The following is a 17594-nucleotide window of genomic DNA, read 5'->3' as shown; positions in this document are numbered from 1 at the left end:
GAGCGGCCCGCGTTCGCCGGCGCGAAGCGCCCGGCGCGGGGCCGCGACACAGGATTGCTTGATGGAGCGTGCATGGACGAGTTGACACTCGGATTGATCGGCGCTGGCGCCGTGGTGGTGGGGGGCGTGGTCGTGTACAACGCCTGGCAGAGCGCCAAGGTGCGCCGCAAAATGCCGCGGCCAATGCCGGCCGACGCGGAGCAAGGACTCGCGCGCCACGACCACGAGGAAGAGCGGCCCTTCATCGAGCCGGCGCGCGCGGGCGCGCGACGCGAACCGGCGTTGTCCGATGCGCCGCGAGATGGCGAGGCGGCGCGCATCGAGCCGAGCTTCGGCGGTGTCTCCGCGCCGCTCGACATCCCGGCCGATATCCAAGCCGAGAGCACGACGCCGAACGGTTTCACGCCCGAGACGGCGCCCTCGGAAGCGGCCGAGGCTACAGCGCCCGGCGCTGCGGCGGAAAGCGAGGCCGTCGCGCCGGCGGCTACCACGATTTCTGCTGCGCCGCCCCATGTCGTCGATCGGCGCATCGATTGCGTCGTCCCGATTCGGTTGGCCGGTCCCATCCACGGCGAGAAGGCGTTGCCGCTCGCGCAGCGGCTGCGCCGCGCAGGCAGCAAGCCCGTCTTCATCGAAGGGAAGCCGGAAGGAAGCGCAACGTGGGAATTGGTGCAAAACGCGCAGCGCTACGAGGAATTGCGGGCGGCCGTGCAACTGGCCAACCGCAGTGGCCCGCTCAATGAACTCGAGTTTTCCGAGTTCGTGTCCGGCGTGCAGCAATTGGCCGATGCGATCGACGGCGCTCCCGAGTTTCCCGACATGCTCGAAACGGTGTCGATGGCACGTGAGCTCGATGCATTCGCGGCGCAGTGCGACGCACAATTGTCGATCAACGTGTTGTCCGACGGCGCGCCTTGGTCGGCCAACTACGTGCAAGCCGTGGCTTCGCAAGACGGCCTCCTGCTCTCGCGCGACGGCACGCGGTTCGTCAAGCTCGACGCCAAGCAAAGCCCCGTCTTCATGTTGCAGTTCGGCGATACCAACTTCCTGCGCGACGACCTGACTTACAAAGGCGGTCAGATGATCACGCTGATCTTGGACGTGCCCGTCGCCGATGAAGACATCTTGCCGTTTCGCCTCATGTGCGACTACGCCAAGTCGCTCGCCGAGCGCATCGGCGCTCGCGTGGTCGACGATCAGCGGCGGCCGCTTCCCGAGCAAGCCTTGCTCGCGATCGAAAAGCAACTGATGACACTGTACGCACGGCTCGAAGAGGCCGGCATTCCGGCGGGCTCGGCGGCGACGCGGCGTCTGTTCAGCCAGTAAAACCGCCGGCCGCCACACGCACGCAACGACGACAAGCTCAACGACATGCCTCGCAAGCACGCCGAATCGCCCCCTCCCGCCGACCAACCGGCCGAGCGCGCCGCCTGGTTGCGCACCGAACTCGAGCGGGCCAACTATCAGTACTACGTGCTGGATCAGCCGCAGATCCCCGATGCCGAATACGATCGCCTGTTCTCGGAGTTGCAGTCGATCGAGTCCGAACACCCCGATCTGATTACGCCCGAGTCGCCGACGCAGCGTGTCGGCGGACAAGTGGCCAGCGGCTTTGCGCCGGTCGTTCATGCGCTGCCCATGCTGTCGCTGAACAACGGCTTCGCCGACGAAGACGTCGTCGCGTTCGACAAGCGCGTGAGCGATCAGCTCGATCGCGCTTCCGTCGAATATTCCTGCGAGCTGAAGTTCGACGGCCTTGCGATTGCGCTGCGCTACGAAGACGGCCGCTTCGTGCAGGCGGCCACGCGCGGCGACGGCACAACAGGCGAGGATGTGACGCAAAACGTACGGACCGTGCGCTCGATCCCGTTGCGCCTGAAGGGCAGCACAATCCCGCGCGTGCTGGAAGTGCGAGGCGAAGTGTTGATGTTCAGACGTGATTTCGATCGCCTGAACCAGCGGCAGCGCGAGGCTGGGCAACGCGAGTTCGCCAATCCGCGCAACGCGGCCGCGGGCAGCTTGCGCCAACTCGATTCGAGCATTACGGCGCAACGGCCGCTGTCGTTTTTCGCGTACGGCATCGGCGCGCTCGAAGGGGGGGAGATGCCCGACACGCACGACGCCGTGCTCGACTGGTACATCGAACTGGGCTTGCCTGTCTGCGCCGAACGTGAAGTCGTGCAAGGCGCGCCGGGGCTACTGTCGTTCTATCGCCGCATCGGCGAGAAGCGCGCGAGCCTGCCGTACGACATCGATGGCGTGGTCTATAAGGTCAACCGGCGCGTCGATCAGGATATCCTCGGCTTCGTCTCGCGAGCTCCGCGCTTTGCGCTCGCGCATAAATTCCCGCCCGAGGAAGCGCTGACCGAGCTCATCGACATCGGGGTGAACGTCGGGCGCACCGGCGCGATCACGCCTGTTGCGCGGCTCGCTCCCGTCTTCGTCGGCGGCGTGACGGTGACGAATGCCACGCTGCACAACGAAGACGAAGTGCATCGCAAGGACTTGCGGGCGGGCGATACCGTCATCGTGCGTCGTGCCGGCGACGTCATCCCGGAAGTGGTCGGTCCTGTGCTCGAACGCCGCCCGGCTCACGCGCAGCCGTTCGTGATGCCGACTGCATGCCCGGCCTGCGGCTCGGCCATCGAGAGGCTGCCCGGCGAGGCCGTGGCCCGCTGCACGGGCGGACTGGTCTGCCCCGCGCAGCGCAAGCGCTCGCTCGAGCACTTCGCGCAACGCCGCGCGCTCGATATCGACGGCCTCGGCGAAAAGATCATCGATCAGCTCGTCGAGCAAAACCTCGTCCGCACACCGGCCGATCTGTTCAACCTCGGTTTCTCGACACTTGCCGCGCTCGATCGCTTCGCCGATAAATCGGCGCAGAATCTGATCGACTCGCTCGAAAAGGCGAGGCATACGACGCTTGCCCGGTTTATTTTCGCGCTCGGCATCCCCGATGTCGGCGAATCGACGGCCAAGGATCTTGCTCGGCATTTCGGTTCGCTCGATCCGGTGCTGAACGCGTCGATCGAAACGTTGATGGAAGTGGAAGGCATCGGGCCCGTGGTGGCCGAATCGATTCATCAGTTCTTCAAGGAAGACCACAATCGCCTCGTGATCGACCAGTTGCGGGAGAATATCAGCTGGCCCGAGGGGCCGCCGGCGCCGCGCAAGCCGCAGGGCGTGTTGGCGGGCAAGACGATCGTGCTCACGGGGACGCTGCCGAACCTCGCGCGCGAGCAAGCCAAGGAAATGCTGGAAGCTGCCGGCGCCAAAGTGGCCGGCTCGGTGTCGAAGAAGACCGACTATGTGGTGGCCGGGGCCGAGGCGGGTAGCAAACTGACGAAGGCCGAGGAACTCGGCATCCCGATTCTCGACGAAGACGGTATGCGCAAGCTGTTGGAGGGCGACAATCCATGATCCATGAAATTCTCAAGATGGGCGATCCGCGCCTCTTGCGCATCGCTCAAAGCGTCGAGCACTTCGACACGCCGGAGTTGCACGCGCTCATCGCCGATATGTTCGAGACGATGCACCACGCGAACGGGGCGGGACTGGCCGCGCCGCAGATCGGCGTCGATTTGCAGCTCGTCATCTTCGGGTTCGGGCATAACGACCGCTACCCCGAGGCGCCGCCCGTGCCCGAGACGGTGCTGATCAATCCCACCATCACGCCAGTGTCGCAGGATATGGAGGAGGGCTGGGAGGGTTGCCTATCGGTGCCGGGTATGCGAGGCGTCGTCAATCGCTTCTCGATGATTCGCTATCACGGGTTCGATCAATACGGCCAACCGATCGATCGCGTCGCCGAAGGCTTTCACGCCCGCGTGGTGCAGCACGAATGCGATCATCTGATCGGCAAGCTTTATCCGATGCGGATCACCGACTTCTCGAAATTCGGTTTTACCGAAGTGTTGTTCCCCGATCTCGATCCGAACGCAGACGACTGAGGCCGGCGCGTCGCGTGCCGTCTTGACGCATGCCGTCGCAGCAACGAACGACGCCCGCGTGATGCGGGCGTTGTCGTGTCGCTGCGCCGCGGCGAACCGGGAACGGCAGGCGCGCGGCGCATCCGGGCGTGGCCGACCGCTCGCTCAGAACGCCTCGTCAGGCAGGAGATAACGCCACTTGCCTGGCGGCAATGCGCCAAGAGAGATGCGTCCCATGCGAACCCGCTTCAGGCCGACGACGTGCAAGCCCACGAGCTCGCACATCCGGCGAATTTGACGTTTCTTGCCCTCGCGCAGCACGAACCGCAACTGTTCGCCATTTTGCCAACTGACCTTGGCAGGCTTGAGCGCCGTGTCGTCGAGAGACAGCCCGAAGCGCAGCAGCGCTAGCTTGTCGGCGGGGAAATGCTGGTCGATGTCGGTCGCGCGATCGCCGTAGGTGACCCGTACGAGGTATTCCTTTTCGACGCCCGAATGCTCCCCGATCAACTGCTTGGCGATGCGGCCGTCCTGCGTCAGCACGAGCAGACCGGTCGAATCGATGTCGAGGCGGCCCGCCGGCGCGAGCGCGCGCAGGTGGCTTGGCGCGAAGCGCGTGGTCGCACGGTCGCCTTCCCAACGATTGTCCGCGGTGATCAACGTGATTGCCGGCTCGTAGCCGTCTTCCGCTTGGCCGGAGACGTATCCGATCGGCTTGTGCAGCAAGATCGTGACTTGGCGCGATTGCGCGACGTGGGCGTCGCGTGTCACTTCGATGTGCTGGTCGGGGCGCACGCGGGCGCCGAGCGTGTCGATGCGTTCGCCGTCCACTCGCACCCAGCCGTTTTCGATCCACTCGTCGGCTTCGCGGCGAGAGCACAGTCCCATTTCCGACATCCGTTTGGATAGCCGGACGAGGCCTTCGGCATGTTCGATGTCCGGGGCGCGGCTTGCACCGGCCGCCCCTTTGACGGGCGGGGCGCCGCGCTTTGCCGTCGTTGCGCTCCTTGCCGCATCTTCGCGCTTGCCGGTGGGCGCTCGGCCGTGAGCTTCGGACGAAGCTCGCCGTTCGCGATTGCCGCTGGGTGCTTTGGCGCCTTGCGGCGGGCGACCGCCGACGCGGCTTACTTCGTTGCGCGCTGTCGGTTCGCTCGTCGACGCGCCACCGTATTTCACCGGGCTTGCGATCTTGCGTGATGCCGGCTCGCGACCGCTGCGCTCGGCGGCGCTTCGCGCGGGTCGGTCGGCACGGTCGGGCGAGCGGCGAGCGGGACCGTCGGTGCGCTCGGTTGGGCTGCGGGTGGGGCGACCTGTGCGCTCGGCTGCGCTTCGCGTGGGGCGGTCACCACGGTCGGCTGCCGCGGTGCGAGCGGGCCGGTCGGTGCGCTCGCCTGCGCGTCGGGCCGGACGGTCCGTCCGTTCCGACGCAGTGCGCGCAGGGCGGTCGCTTCGTTCCGCCGCATTTCGGACTGGGCGCTCGGCCCGTTCGCCCGCGCGTCGGGCAGGACGGTCACCGCGTTCGATGGTGTTGCTGGTGCGGCCTTTCTGGTCCGCTTTTTCGGCAGCGCTGCGGCCCGGGCGATTCGTCCGCTCAGCCCTCGGATCGCGCTCGGCCGGGCCGCGGCTGCGTGCGCCTGGCACGTCGCCCGGCTTGCCCGCGTAGCGCGGGCGATCCGCATCCCGGGGCGTGCGCGCTTTTTCACCGGATGGCGGTCGCGCGTCGTGCGCCTGAGCCGGCCGCGGCGAACGACGTACGCTTTCCTTTCCGGCAAGCCGATCGGTTGGGCGCCGCTGCGCGCCCCCAAGCTGACTTCCCGTCGCGCGCTCGTGCGGCGCCGCCTTTGCGGGCGCGCTAGCGTGCTTGCCCGGAGCCCCGTCGCGCGGTTTTGCCGACGCGCCGCTGCGCTTTGGCGCGGCGGAAGCGGGCGCCGCGGCCTTATCGCGCGCGCTTGTTTTGGCCTCGTTGCCGGGGGCGACCGGATGCGCGCCCTCCCGCGTCCGAGGGGTCTTGCGCGCCGACGGGCTGCCGGTACGAACGGGGGCGCGGCTCGGCGATGCCGGGCGCGGATGCTTGGCTGTCAGTTTGACGCGCATAAAGTCTCACACGGCGATCGCGCGCAGCAATTCGGTCTCGACCTGGATTTGCAAGCGGTTATCGGAAAGGCCGCGTCCGTCCAACAGGAACACGTCCTCGACGCGCTCGCCGAGCGTATTGATCCGCGCCGCATGGACGCCGACCCGATGCTCCGCCAGCACGCGCGCGATCGAATAAAGAAGCCCGGGCCGGTCGTTGGCCGATACGGACAGGATGTAATACTGCCCCCGCTCGTCGGCTCTCAAGTCGACGCGCGGGGTAATCGGAAAAGTCCGAGAAAGCCGCGAGAGGCGGCCTTTGGAGGGCTCGGGCAGCGGCGCATCGGACGAGAGTCGAGCGGCGAGCTGCTGCTCGACGAGATTGGCGATATCGCGGTACTGCACGTCGTCGTGCTCGGTGTGCGCGACGATGAAGTTATCGAGCGCGTAGCCGTGGCGTGTCGTGTTGATGCGCGCGTCGAGCACCGATAGGCCGTTGCGATCGAAATAGGCGCAAATGCCGGCGAACAGATCCGAGCGGTCGCGCACGTAGACGAGCACCTGCAGCGCCTCGCCGATCGGCGACGGACGTGCCCGCACGATCGGCGTATCGGTGCGAACGTGCCGATGGAGCACGCGCGTTTGCCAGGCGATGTCGGCGGCGTCATGGCGCAGGAAGTAACCGACGTCGAGTTCGTCCCACAAGGCGCACTGCGCATGCTCGGGTACGGTCTCGAGGCGCAGCAGCGCGAGCGCCTGCTCTTGCCGCGTCTTCAGTTCCGAATGCTCGTCGGGGCTCGCGCCGCCCAACACGGCGCGGGTCATGCGATAGAGGTCTTCGAGCAGTTTGCCTTTCCAGGTGTTCCAAACCTTCGGGCTCGTGCCGCGGATATCGGCGACGGTCAGCAGATAGAGCGCCGTGAGCCGGCGCTCGTTGCCCACCAATTCCGCGAACTGCTTGATGACTTGCGGATCGCTCGTATCTTGTTTCTGCGCGACTTGGCTCATCGTCAGGTGATGCTGAACCAGCCAGACGACGAGGGAGGCATCCTCGCCATCGATGCCATGCTCGCGGCAGAAACGCCGGGCATCGGCCATGCCCAGCGTCGAATGATCGCCGCCGCGGCCCTTGGCGATGTCGTGAAACAACGCCGCGACGTAAAGCACCCACTGCCGCTCGAAGTTGGCCATCAATTGGCTGCAGAACGGATACTCGTGCGCATGCTCGGCCAGCGCGAAGCGGCGCAGATTGCGCAGCACCATCAGGATGTGCTGATCGACCGTGTAGACGTGATAGAGGTCGTGCTGCATCTGCCCGACGATCCGCCGGAAATTGAGCAGATAGCGGCCGAGGACGCTCGTTTGATTCATGAGCCGAAGCGCATGCGTGATGCCCTGCGGCTGCTTGAGGATCTCGATGAATTGGCGGCGGTTCTCGGGATCGCGCCGCCAGCGCGTATCCATGATTTCGCGCGCGTTGTAGAGCGCGCGCAGCGTGCGCGCCGACAGGCCTTTCGTGCCTCGCGTGGTCTCGTACAGCAGGAACGCTTCGAGGATCGCCGAGGGCGTGCGTTCGAAGACGTCGTCGCTCGCGATTTCGATCATCCCTTGCTTTTCGACGAAGCGCTCGGACAAGACGCGCGTGACGCCGCTCGTGCGCGGGAACAACTGCGCCTCGATGTTTTGAATGAGGATCGTCGCGAGCTGCGTGACCGCCTTGGCGGCCCAGTAGTAGCGGCGCATGAGTTGCTCGCTCGCACGGCGCGTCTGGGTGGCGGTGTAGCCGAAGCTTTCCGCCGCCGCCGTTTGCAAGTCGAACACGAGCACATCCTGGCGCCGCCCGGCAATCACGTGCAGCCGCGCGCGCAGCATTTTCAGGAAGCCTTCGTTGCGGCGCAGCTCGCGCGCTTCGCGTGCCGTGATGAGGCCGCGCTCGTCCAGCTCGCGCCAACTGTGGCCGAACCCCGCCGCGCGCGCGATCCACAGGATCAGTTGGAGATCGCGCAACCCGCCCGGGCTTTCCTTGACGTTCGGTTCGAGGCTGTAGGGCGAGTCCTGAAATTTCGCATGCCGCTGGCGCATTTCGAGGACCTTCGCCTGGAAAAACGCTCGCGCATCGAGCGTCTCGTTCAGGCGTAAGACGAAACGCTGAAACAACGCCGTGCTGCCCACGATGCGCCGAGCTTCGAGCAGCGATGTGCGCACGGTGATGTCGTTGCCCGCTTCCTCGATGCACTGCGCGACGGTGCGTACGCTGCTGCCGAGTTCGAGCCCCAGATCCCACGCCATGCCGATGAAGCGCTCGATGCGCGCGTCCAGTTCGGGCGGCGCGCCGTCCGGCAGCAGCACGAGGATGTCGATGTCGGAGTAGGGCGCGAGTTCGCCGCGGCCATAGCCGCCGACAGCGACGAGCGCGCACGAAGCCGGCAGCTCGCAGCTTTGCCAAGCGCGGCGCAACGCGTCGTCGGTCGTATGCGAGAGCGTTTGCATCAGCGCATCGACGCGGCTCGCCGACTTGAACTTCGCGAGCAGTTGCGCCTTCGCGGCGCGGTAGTCTGCTTTGACCGATGCGGGATCGGCAACGACGGCGGTTTCGCTCATAAGGCGGCGCGAACCGCCGCTCACGCGGCGACGGCGATCGAGGGCTTGGCCGGCGTGCCCGCCGAGACCGTGAGGACGTCATACCCCGTGTCGGTCACGAGCACGGTGTGCTCCCATTGGGCCGAGAGGCTGCGGTCTTTCGTCTTGACCGTCCACTGATCGGGCATCGTGCGAATATCGCGCCGGCCGGCGTTGATCATCGGCTCGATCGTGAAGATCATGCCCTTTTGCAACTCGAGCCCGGTGCCCGGGCGGCCATAGTGCAAGATTTGCGGGTCTTCGTGGAACACCGTGCCGATGCCGTGGCCGCAGTATTCGCGCACCACGCTGTAGCCGCTTGCTTCGGCGTGCCGCTGGATGGCGTGGCCGATATCGCCGAGCCGCGCGCCCGGGCGCACCTGCTCGATGCCGAGCCACATGCATTCGTAGGTCGTTTGCACGAGGCGCTTGGCGAGGATCGAGCCTTCGCCCGCGATGAACATGCGGCTCGTGTCGCCGAAGTAGCCGTCCTTGATGACGGTGACGTCGATGTTCAGCGCGTCGCCCGCCTTGACGATCTTGTCGCCCGGAATCCCGTGGCAAATGACGTCGTTTACGGAGATGCAGGTGGCCTTGGGGTAGGGCGGGTAGCCGGGCGGCTGATAATTGAGCGGCGCCGGGACCGTACCCTGCACGTCGAGCATGTAGTTGTGGCAGAGCCGGTCGAGCTCCGCGGTGGTCACGCCTGGTTTGACGAACGGGGTGATGTAATCGAGCACTTCGCTCGCGAGGCGGCACGCGACGCGCATTTTCGCGATGTCGTCTTCGTTTTTGATCGTAATAGCCATGGATGCGAGCCTGAAACGGTATATACGGGAAAGGTGCGGTTAGCCGACAATGTCGCGATTATCGCACCATATGGGCGCTGTGGCAGGCCGCCGCGGCGCTGAAATCCCTTCCGGGGGCGGGCCGGCGACTGCCGCCCCGGCGGCCGGCGCCCGGCTGCCGGCGGGGTGCCGTTGACCGCTGGCAGCGTCGATCGGACCGGGCGCGCCGGAGCGAAACCCCCCGCGCATAGGCGTGCAGCGGCCCGGGCCACGCAGTGGCTTGAGAGCGCGCGCCGCCGCGTGATATACTTTCGGGCTAGTCGTAACCGTTCGTAGTCACTCGTAGTCTCGTAGTCACTCGTAGTCACTCGCAAGCCGGCGCACCCAGGGTGCTGGGTTGCGCTGCAAGGGCGTTCTCGGAACGTTTCGCGCATCGCACCCGGTACGGCAGCCGGCTTAAGACCCAACCCTCGCGGAGAATTTCATGGCAGTCACTATGCGTCAGATGCTGGAAGCCGGCGTCCACTTCGGTCACCAAACGCGCTTCTGGAATCCCAAGATGGCCCCGTTCATCTTCGGTCATCGCAACAAGATTCACATCATCAACCTCGAAAAGACGCTGCCGATGTACAACGACGCGCTGAAGTACGTGCGTCAATTGGCGGCCAATCGCGGCACGATTCTGTTCGTCGGCACGAAGCGCCAGTCGCGCGACACGATCGCCGAAGAGGCGCAGCGCGCCGGTATGCCGTACGTCAACGCGCGCTGGCTCGGCGGCATGCTGACCAACTTCAAGACGCTGAAGGTGTCGATCAAGCGCTTGAAGGACATGGAAGCGGCGGTCGAGGCCGGTGAGCTCGAGAAGATGAGCAAGAAGGAAGCGCTCCTGTTCGAACGCGAAATCGCCAAGCTGCAAAAGTCGATCGGCGGCGTGAAGGACATGGGCGGCATTCCCGACGCGATCTTCGTCGTCGACGTCGGTTACCACAAGATCGCCGTGACCGAAGCGAACAAGCTCGGCGTGCCGGTCATCGCCGTGGTCGATACGAACCACTCGCCCGAAGGCATCGATTACGTGATCCCGGGCAACGACGACGCCAGCAAGGCCGTGGCCCTGTACGCGCAAGGCGTGGCGGACGCGATCCTCGAAGGTCGCGCGAACGCCGTCAATGAAGTCGTGCAAGCCGCGCGCGGCGCCGAAGGCGACGAATTCGTCGAGGTGGGCGGGGAGCAATAAAGCAGCCCCGCTACCGGCAAACAAGGGGGCTTTCGATAGGCCCCCTTTTTTTAAGTGCCGGCGCAATGCGCGGCGCGTTCCATGCGCCGCGAACGAATGCCTGCCGTTCGCATCGAAAGCGAGCGGCGTATGAAAGACAGACTCAAGGAGCGAATGATGGCGGCAATTACCGCAAGCATGGTTGCAGAACTGCGCGCGAAGACCGACGCGCCGATGATGGAATGCAAGAAGGCGCTCACGGAAGCCGATGGCGACATGGGTCGCGCCGAAGAATTGCTGCGTGTGAAGCTCGGCAACAAGGCGAGCAAGGCAGCCTCGCGTGTCACGGCCGAAGGCGTGATCACCTCGCACATCGGCGCGGGCGCCGGCGCACTCGTCGAACTGAACTGCGAAACCGACTTCGTTGCCAAGAACGACGATTTCAACGCGTTCGCCAAGCAAGTGGCCGAGCTCGTGGTGACGCAGAACCCGGCCGATGTGGCCGCGCTATCGGCGCTGCCGCTGAACGGCTCGACCGTCGACGCCGTGCGTCTCGCGCTCGTGGGCAAGATCGGGGAAAACCTCTCGATCCGCCGCTTCGCCCGTTTCGAAACGTCGAACAAGCTGGCCGCCTACCTGCACGGCACGCGCATCGGTGTGCTCGTCGAATACACGGGCGCGGACGAGCAGGTCGGCAAAGACGTCGCGATGCACGTCGCGGCCATGAAGCCGGTTTCGCTGTCGTCGAGCGACGTGCCGGCCGAGCTGATCGCCAAGGAGCGCAGCATCGCCGAGCAAAAGGCTGCCGAATCGGGCAAGCCGGCCGAAATCGTCGCCAAGATGGTCGAAGGCAGCGTCCAGAAATACCTGAAGGAAGTGTCGTTGCTGAACCAGCCGTTCGTGAAGAACGACAAGCAGACGATCGAGCAGATGCTGAAGGCGGCCAACTCGTCGGTGCAGAAGTTTGCGTTGTTCGTGGTGGGCGAAGGCATCGAAAAGCGCCAAGACGATTTCGCCGCCGAAGTGGCCGCGCAAGTTGCCGCCGCGAAGCAGCAGTAAGGTAGTTGCCGTACCCGCGGCGGGCGCCAGGCTCGCCGCGGAGGTTCGCCCTTGGCGAAGTCGGGGTTAACCCGGTTTTCCGCCGCAATTGGGTTCGACTCCAGTTGCGCGGTGGCCGAGCTTGCCCCGTCGTACGTTTCACCCCTACAGTTCCACATTGTCGTGATCTCTTCGACGCGATCGGATACCGCTATGCCCACAGCCTATAAACGCGTTCTTCTGAAACTCTCCGGTGAAGCTTTGATGGGCGACGATGCGTTCGGCATCAATCGCGCAACGATCGAACGGATGGTGGCCGATATCGCCGAAGTCGTTCGGCTCGGTACGCAGTTGGCCGTCGTCATCGGCGGCGGCAACATCTTCCGCGGCGTCGCGGGCGGCGCAGCGGGCATGGACCGCGCAACGGCCGATTACATGGGCATGCTGGCGACGATGATGAACGCGCTCGCCCTGCAAGACGCAATGCGTCACGCGGGCATCGAGGCGCGCGTGCAATCGGCGCTGCGGATGGATCAGGTCGTCGAGCCGTACATCCGGCCGCGCGCGATCCGCCAACTCGAGGAAGGCAAGGTCGTGATTTTCGCGGCCGGCACGGGCAACCCGTTCTTCACGACCGATACGGCCGCCGCGCTGCGCGGCTCGGAGGTCGGCGCGGAAGTCGTCTTGAAGGCGACCAAGGTCGACGGCGTATACTCCGCGGACCCGAAGAAAGATCCCTCGGCAACGCGCTACTCCTCGATCAGCTTCGACGAGGCGATCGGCCGCAATCTGCAAGTGATGGATGCGACGGCTTTCGCGCTGTGCCGCGATCAGAAGCTGCCGATTCGCGTGTTCTCGATCGTCAAACCCGGCGCGCTCAAGCGGATCGTACAAGGTGAGGACGAGGGCACCCTCGTCCACGTGTAAACTCCCGCAATAGCGGCGGGGACCCGTTTGTCCCCGGTGCGGTATGGCGCCGGGGCGTGCGGGTCCGCACAGTGATGAAGTTTTGGAGGTCTAAATGAGTGTGGTAGAGATCAAGAAGGGCGCCGATCAAAAGATGCAACGTTCGATCGAAGCGTTCAAGAGCGATTTGGCGAAAATCCGGACCGGCCGTGCCCACACGGGCTTGCTCGATCACATTCAGGTCGACTATTACGGCTCGAACGTGCCCATCTCGCAGGTAGCCAACCTGACGCTCATCGACGCACGCACGATCGGCGTTCAGCCTTGGGAAAAGAAGATGGTTGCCGTGGTCGAGAAGGCGATTCGCGAGTCCGATCTCGGCCTGAATCCCGCGACGCAAGGCGACCAGATTCGTGTGCCGATGCCGGCGCTGACCGAAGAGCGTCGCCGCGAACTGACGAAGGTCGTCAAGAGCGAAGGCGAAACGGCCAAGGTTGCCGTGCGCAATTTGCGCCGCGATGCGAACGAACAGCTCAAGAAGCTCGTCAAAGACAAAGAAATCTCGGAAGACGACGAACGTCGCGCGAGCGACGAAGTGCAAAAGCTCACCGATAAATACGTTGCCGAAATCGACAAGCTAGTTCATTCGAAAGAAGCCGAGATCATGACCGTTTGACGCTGTCGGTCTCGCGCGTTCTTCTTTTTCAAGCAGTCTAAGTCCCGGCGGCCATGACCTATACCAGCTCTACCGTTCGCGTGCCTGATGTTGCGACCGTGCCGCGACACATCGCGATCATCATGGACGGCAACGGCCGTTGGGCGACGCAACGCCGCTTGCCCCGCGTGGCCGGCCACACCCGCGGTGTCGAGGCGGTGCGCACGGCGGTCGAGGCCTGCGCGCGCGCCGGCGTCGAATATCTGACGCTGTTCGCCTTCAGCTCGGAAAATTGGCGCCGGCCCATCGAGGAAGTGTCGTTTCTGATGCGGCTGTTCGTCACCGCGCTCGAACGCGAAATCGGCAAGCTGCACGCCAACGGCATTCGTCTGCGCGTCGTCGGCGATTTGTCCCTTTTTGACTCTCGCATCCAGGATTTGATTCGACGGGCCGAAACCAAAACGGCGCGCAATACGCGGCTCACGCTGACGATCGCGGCCAACTACGGTGGGCGCTGGGACATCATGCAAGCGGCCCGTAAGCTGGCCGAGCAATCGGTCAGCGAAGGGCGAGTCGTCGAGATCGACGAAGCTGCGCTCGCGCAGCACCTCGCGCTGGCTTACGCGCCCGAACCGGATCTGTTCATCCGAACCGGCGGCGAAACGCGCATCAGCAACTTCCTGCTCTGGCAACTGGCCTATACCGAGCTTTACTTCACCGACACGTATTGGCCCGATTTCGACGCCAATACGTTGTTCGACGCTATTGCCTCGTACGCCCGGCGCGAGCGCCGGTTCGGCCGTACGAGCGCGCAGCTCGAGCCCCAACGGCACGACGCGCCTTCGCAAAACGCCGATTCCCTTCCATGCTGAAAACTCGGGTCATCACCGCCTTGGTCCTGTTGGCGGTGCTGCTGCCGGTTACGCTGTTCGCGCCGGTGGCCGGTTTCGGCGCGTTGATGGCGCTGGCGCTCGTATTTGGCGCGTGGGAATGGGCACGTCTGCTCAAGCTGCCGGGGCTGGCCCCCGTGGGTTATGCCGTACTGGCTGCCTTGGCGCTAGCCGTCAGCACGCGGCTCGGCATAGGGGTGCGCGCGGCGCGGCCGTTATTCGAAGCCGCCGCCGTGTTCTGGATTCTGGCTGGGCCGTACGTGCTCATACGAAAGCCCACGCTCGCGCATGGCGCTTGGCGGTTGTTTTTGATTCTGGCCGGGCTCGTCGTACTGGTCGCTTGCTGGCACGCCCTCGTTGCGGCTCGCGCACTGGGCGTAGCGTTCGTGCTGTCCGTTCTCGTCGTGGTCTGGCTGGCCGATATCGGCGCATACTTTGCCGGTAAGGCGTTCGGCAAGCACAAGCTCGCGCCGGCGATCAGCCCGGGCAAGACCTGGGAGGGCGCCCTGGGCGGCTGGCTCGCGGTCATGATCGCGGCCGTTGCCGTCATGGCGTCGCACGCATTCGCTCCGACGCTCGTGTCGCAACTCGCGCTGCGCATCGGTTTCGCGCGCACGCTGCTCGCGCTGACCGTGCTCGTCGCGTTCAGCATCGTTGGCGATTTATTCGAATCGATGCTCAAACGTCAAGCGGGCGTAAAGGATTCGAGCGCGCTGTTGCCGGGGCACGGCGGGGTGCTCGACCGCATCGACGCACTGCTGCCGGTGCTGCCGCTTGCGATGCTGCTCATCGGTTAGAGATAGGGATATGAAGAAACGTTTGACATTGCTCGGCTCCACCGGCTCGATCGGCGATAGCACCCTCGACGTCGTCGCTCGCCATCCGGAGCGTTTCACGGTGCACGCGCTCACCGCGCATCGCAACGGCGACAAGCTCGTCGCTCAATGCCTGCGTTTCCGGCCCGATGTTGCCGTAGTGGGCGACGCCGAGACTGCGGCGCGCGTCGAGGCCCAACTGCGCGACGCGGGTTGCGGCACGCAAGTGGCTTATGGACCCGATGCCCTCGTGCAAGCGGCGCAAAGCGCGCAATGCGATACGGTGGTCGCCGCTATCGTCGGTGCGGCGGGTCTTGCTCCCACGCTCGCGGCGGCTCGCGCGGGCAAGCGCATCTTGCTGGCCAACAAGGAAGCGCTCGTCATGTCGGGCGCGATCTTCATGGATGCGGTGCGCGACCACGGCGCGACGCTGTTGCCGGTGGACAGCGAGCACAACGCCATTTTCCAATGCTTGCCGCGCGATCTCGCCGAGCACGGCGGCGTGACGAAAATCATTCTGACCGCCTCCGGCGGTCCGTTCCGGACGCGCGAGCCTGCCACGCTCGTCGCCGTGACCCCTGAGGAAGCTTGCAAGCATCCGAATTGGGTCATGGGCCGCAAGATTTCCGTCGATTCGGCCACGATGATGAACAAGGGGTTGGAGGTCATCGAAGCACACTGGCTGTTCGGCTTGACGGGCGATCGCATCGACGTGTTGATTCACCCGCAAAGCGTCATTCATTCGCTCGTGTCGTACGCCGACGGTTCGGTGCTCGCGCAGCTCGGCAATCCCGACATGCGTACGCCCATTGCCCATGCGCTGGCGTTTCCCGACCGCGTCGACTCGGGCGTGGCGCAACTGGACCTAGCGCAGATCGCCTCGCTGCAGTTCGAAAAGCCGGACTACGAGCGTTTCCCGTGCCTCGCGCTCGCGATGCAGGCGCTCGGCGCGGGCGGCGTCGCCAGCGCGGCGCTCAATGCGGCCAACGAGGTTGCGGTCGGCGCCTTCCTTGAACGCCGCATCGGTTTTACGGACATCGGGCGCACGGTGCAAGCGGTGCTCGATGACTTGTCCAACTATGCGCCGAGCGGCCTGGACGAGGTGCTTGGCGCCGACGCCGACGCCCGGCGCGCCGCCGACGCGTTCATTGCGGGCCGCCCGCTACCAGCCCCGCCGGCCAATCGCACGAGCTCGGTCGATCGCGCCGTGCAGTGAGAGCGTGATGAACCTGCTGATCGAGGTCGCAGCATTCGCCGTCGCCATCGGCGTGCTCGTGGTGGTCCATGAATATGGCCACTACAGCGTCGCGCGGTTATGCGGCGTCAAGGTCTTGCGCTTTTCGATCGGCTTTGGGCGGCCGCTCGCGAGTTGGGTCGGCCGCAAATCGGGCACCGAGTGGACTATTTCCGCGCTTCCGCTCGGCGGCTACGTCAAGATGCTCGATGAGCGCGATCCCGGGCCTGGCATCGCTCCGGCGGATCTGCCGTACGCATTCAACCGTCAGCATGTCGCCAAGCGGATCGCGATCGTGCTGGCCGGACCGCTGGCCAATTTTCTGTTGGCCGTGGCGCTGTTCTCGATCGTCTTCGCCACCGGGGTGGTCGAGCCGGTCGCGCGGCTGGCTACGCCGCCTGCCGGCAGCGTCGCTGCGCGCGCGGGGTTCGACGGCGGGGAGACGATCGTATCGATCGGCGACATGCAGGGCGCGGACGTCGAAGCGGTGCGGTCGTGGTCGGATTTGCGCTGGAAGCTGCTCGATGCGGCGTTCGACCATCGGCGCATCGTGCTGCGGGCGCACGATGGCCGCGGGACCTACGATTTTCAAGTCGACTTGCGCGGCGTGACCGACCGCGACCTCGACGACGACTTCCCGAGCAAGCTCGGCTTCGATCAAGGCGGCACACTGTCCGTTGCCGCGGTGGAACCGGGCAGCGCCGCCGAGCGAGCGGGGCTCGCAGCCGGAGACACGCTGCGCACGGTGGGCGGCGCGCCAATCGACGGCGCGCAGGCGTTCATCGCCTATGTGAAAGCGCACGCCGGACGTCCGATCGTGCTCGGTATCGATCGCGGCGCACCCGCGCAGCGGCGGTCGCTGACAGTCGTGCCCGATTCTCGCGAAGACGCGCAAACGGGTGCGGCGGCCGGGCGCATCGGCGCGGCGCTCGCCACTCAGGTTCAAACCGTGAACGTGCGCTACGGCTTGGGGCAGAGCGTGGCGCGCAGCGTGCGGCGCACATGGGACATCGCCGTCTATTCGCTGCGGATGTTCGGCCGCATGGTGACGGGGCAGGCTTCGCTGAAGAATTTGTCCGGGCCCGTCACCATCGCCGACTATGCCGGTAAAAGCGCGCAACTGGGTTGGGCGCCGTTTCTTTCGTTCCTCTCGCTCGTGAGCATCAGCCTCGGCGTGCTGAACTTATTGCCGATTCCGGTATTGGACGGGGGGCATCTGTTATATTATTTGGTTGAAGCCGCAACTGGCAAAGCCGTGTCGGAACGCTGGCAACTCGTTCTGCAACGGGCTGGCCTCGTGTGCATCGTCGTGCTGTCGGCGATCGCGCTCTTCAACGATCTGGCTCGGTTAATCCATTTTTAAAGTGTCCGGCGGCACGCGCAAGCGAGAGCCGCGGCGGACAGATGTAGCTAAAAACACTGGGGAAGCAC

At 65.1% G+C, this 17594-nt stretch carries 14 protein-coding genes; 11 read left to right on the top strand and 3 right to left on the bottom strand.

Translation table 11 applies throughout. From position 1 onward, the window contains the following. Positions 1 to 72 precede the first annotated feature (72 nt). The 3 genes from QQS38_RS01275 to def are packed head-to-tail and all read left to right on the top strand — an operon-like array spanning position 73 to position 3950. Positions 73 to 1326, top strand: a complete 1254-nt coding sequence (locus QQS38_RS01275; RefSeq protein WP_479643563.1) for a cell division protein ZipA C-terminal FtsZ-binding domain-containing protein — start codon at positions 73 to 75, stop codon at positions 1324 to 1326. 45 nt (positions 1327 to 1371) lie between these two features. Continuing rightward, positions 1372 to 3420 carry an NAD-dependent DNA ligase LigA gene (gene ligA, locus QQS38_RS01270; RefSeq protein ID WP_479643562.1) on the top strand — a complete coding sequence of 683 codons (2049 nt, stop codon included), beginning with the start codon at positions 1372 to 1374 and terminating at the stop codon, positions 3418 to 3420. Then, the gene (gene def / locus QQS38_RS01265) at positions 3417 to 3950 is read left to right on the top strand and encodes a peptide deformylase (RefSeq protein ID WP_277427991.1); all 534 of its coding nucleotides are present in this window, start codon (positions 3417 to 3419) and stop codon (positions 3948 to 3950) included. The genes ligA and def overlap by 4 nt, the downstream gene beginning before the upstream one ends. Before the next feature lie 144 nt (positions 3951 to 4094). Here the strand turns inward: def and QQS38_RS01260 are convergent, their stop codons facing one another. The 3 genes from QQS38_RS01260 to map are packed head-to-tail and all read right to left on the bottom strand — an operon-like array spanning position 4095 to position 9430. Then, positions 4095 to 6023 (bottom strand): pseudouridine synthase, encoded by a 1929-nt coding sequence (locus tag QQS38_RS01260; protein WP_479643561.1) that lies wholly within the window; start codon positions 6021 to 6023, stop codon positions 4095 to 4097. A 6-nt stretch (positions 6024 to 6029) separates the two neighbouring features. After that, a complete protein-coding gene (locus QQS38_RS01255) occupies positions 6030 to 8603 on the bottom strand; it encodes a [protein-PII] uridylyltransferase (RefSeq protein ID WP_479643560.1) in 2574 nt (857 codons plus the stop codon). A gap of 20 nt (positions 8604 to 8623) precedes the next feature. Beyond that, entirely contained in the window at positions 8624 to 9430 is an 807-nt protein-coding gene (gene map, locus QQS38_RS01250; RefSeq protein WP_479643559.1) for a type I methionyl aminopeptidase, read from the bottom strand. 463 nt (positions 9431 to 9893) lie between these two features. Between map and rpsB the strand changes: the two genes are divergently transcribed. The 8 genes from rpsB to rseP all read left to right on the top strand — a co-directional run bounded on the left by rpsB (position 9894) and on the right by rseP (position 17526). Further along, positions 9894 to 10646, top strand: coding sequence for a 30S ribosomal protein S2 (rpsB, locus tag QQS38_RS01245; protein WP_325337722.1), 753 nt, complete (start codon positions 9894 to 9896; stop codon positions 10644 to 10646). A 156-nt stretch (positions 10647 to 10802) separates the two neighbouring features. Further along, positions 10803 to 11684 carry a translation elongation factor Ts gene (gene tsf, locus QQS38_RS01240; RefSeq protein WP_479644072.1) on the top strand — a complete coding sequence of 294 codons (882 nt, stop codon included), beginning with the start codon at positions 10803 to 10805 and terminating at the stop codon, positions 11682 to 11684. A gap of 192 nt (positions 11685 to 11876) precedes the next feature. After that, on the top strand, positions 11877 to 12590 hold the full coding sequence (gene pyrH / locus QQS38_RS01235; protein WP_479643558.1) for a UMP kinase: 714 nt from the start codon (positions 11877 to 11879) through the stop codon (positions 12588 to 12590). Positions 12591 to 12684: 94 nt separating this feature from the next. Further along, positions 12685 to 13245 carry a ribosome recycling factor gene (gene frr / locus QQS38_RS01230; RefSeq protein ID WP_479643557.1) on the top strand — a complete coding sequence of 187 codons (561 nt, stop codon included), beginning with the start codon at positions 12685 to 12687 and terminating at the stop codon, positions 13243 to 13245. Positions 13246 to 13298: 53 nt separating this feature from the next. Then, the gene (gene uppS / locus QQS38_RS01225) at positions 13299 to 14096 is read left to right on the top strand and encodes a polyprenyl diphosphate synthase (RefSeq protein ID WP_479643556.1); all 798 of its coding nucleotides are present in this window, start codon (positions 13299 to 13301) and stop codon (positions 14094 to 14096) included. Beyond that, a complete protein-coding gene (locus QQS38_RS01220; protein WP_479643555.1) occupies positions 14090 to 14911 on the top strand; it encodes a phosphatidate cytidylyltransferase in 822 nt (273 codons plus the stop codon). Before uppS ends, QQS38_RS01220 begins: the two co-directional genes overlap by 7 nt. A 10-nt stretch (positions 14912 to 14921) precedes the next feature. Further along, entirely contained in the window at positions 14922 to 16145 is a 1224-nt protein-coding gene (locus QQS38_RS01215) for a 1-deoxy-D-xylulose-5-phosphate reductoisomerase (RefSeq protein ID WP_479643554.1), read from the top strand. A gap of 7 nt (positions 16146 to 16152) precedes the next feature. After that, positions 16153 to 17526, top strand: coding sequence for an RIP metalloprotease RseP (gene rseP, locus QQS38_RS01210; protein WP_479643553.1), 1374 nt, complete (start codon positions 16153 to 16155; stop codon positions 17524 to 17526). Positions 17527 to 17594: the final 68 nt, after the last annotated feature.

The sequence above is a fragment of the Trinickia sp. Z7 genome, assembly GCF_056498045.1.
Note: the sequence above shows the minus strand (reverse complement) of the source record. Positions and strands in the feature narration are given on the sequence as shown.

Bases quoted from the DNA above. Each gene is read 5' to 3' on its own strand.
- def (WP_277427991.1), top strand. From the start codon at position 3,417: ATGATCCATGAAATTCTCAAGATGGGCGATCCGCGCCTCTTGCGCATC.
- ligA (WP_479643562.1), top strand. From the start codon at position 1,372: ATGCCTCGCAAGCACGCCGAATCGCCCCCTCCCGCCGACCAACCGGCC.
- QQS38_RS01275 (WP_479643563.1), top strand. From the start codon at position 73: ATGGACGAGTTGACACTCGGATTGATCGGCGCTGGCGCCGTGGTGGTG.
- rseP (WP_479643553.1), top strand. From the start codon at position 16,153: ATGAACCTGCTGATCGAGGTCGCAGCATTCGCCGTCGCCATCGGCGTG.
- QQS38_RS01255 (WP_479643560.1), bottom strand. From the start codon at position 8,603: ATGAGCGAAACCGCCGTCGTTGCCGATCCCGCATCGGTCAAAGCAGAC.
- frr (WP_479643557.1), top strand. From the start codon at position 12,685: ATGAGTGTGGTAGAGATCAAGAAGGGCGCCGATCAAAAGATGCAACGT.
- map (WP_479643559.1), bottom strand. From the start codon at position 9,430: ATGGCTATTACGATCAAAAACGAAGACGACATCGCGAAAATGCGCGTC.
- rpsB (WP_325337722.1), top strand. From the start codon at position 9,894: ATGGCAGTCACTATGCGTCAGATGCTGGAAGCCGGCGTCCACTTCGGT.
- tsf (WP_479644072.1), top strand. From the start codon at position 10,803: ATGGCGGCAATTACCGCAAGCATGGTTGCAGAACTGCGCGCGAAGACC.
- uppS (WP_479643556.1), top strand. From the start codon at position 13,299: ATGACCTATACCAGCTCTACCGTTCGCGTGCCTGATGTTGCGACCGTG.
- pyrH (WP_479643558.1), top strand. From the start codon at position 11,877: ATGCCCACAGCCTATAAACGCGTTCTTCTGAAACTCTCCGGTGAAGCT.
- QQS38_RS01215 (WP_479643554.1), top strand. From the start codon at position 14,922: ATGAAGAAACGTTTGACATTGCTCGGCTCCACCGGCTCGATCGGCGAT.
- QQS38_RS01260 (WP_479643561.1), bottom strand. From the start codon at position 6,023: ATGCGCGTCAAACTGACAGCCAAGCATCCGCGCCCGGCATCGCCGAGC.
- QQS38_RS01220 (WP_479643555.1), top strand. From the start codon at position 14,090: ATGCTGAAAACTCGGGTCATCACCGCCTTGGTCCTGTTGGCGGTGCTG.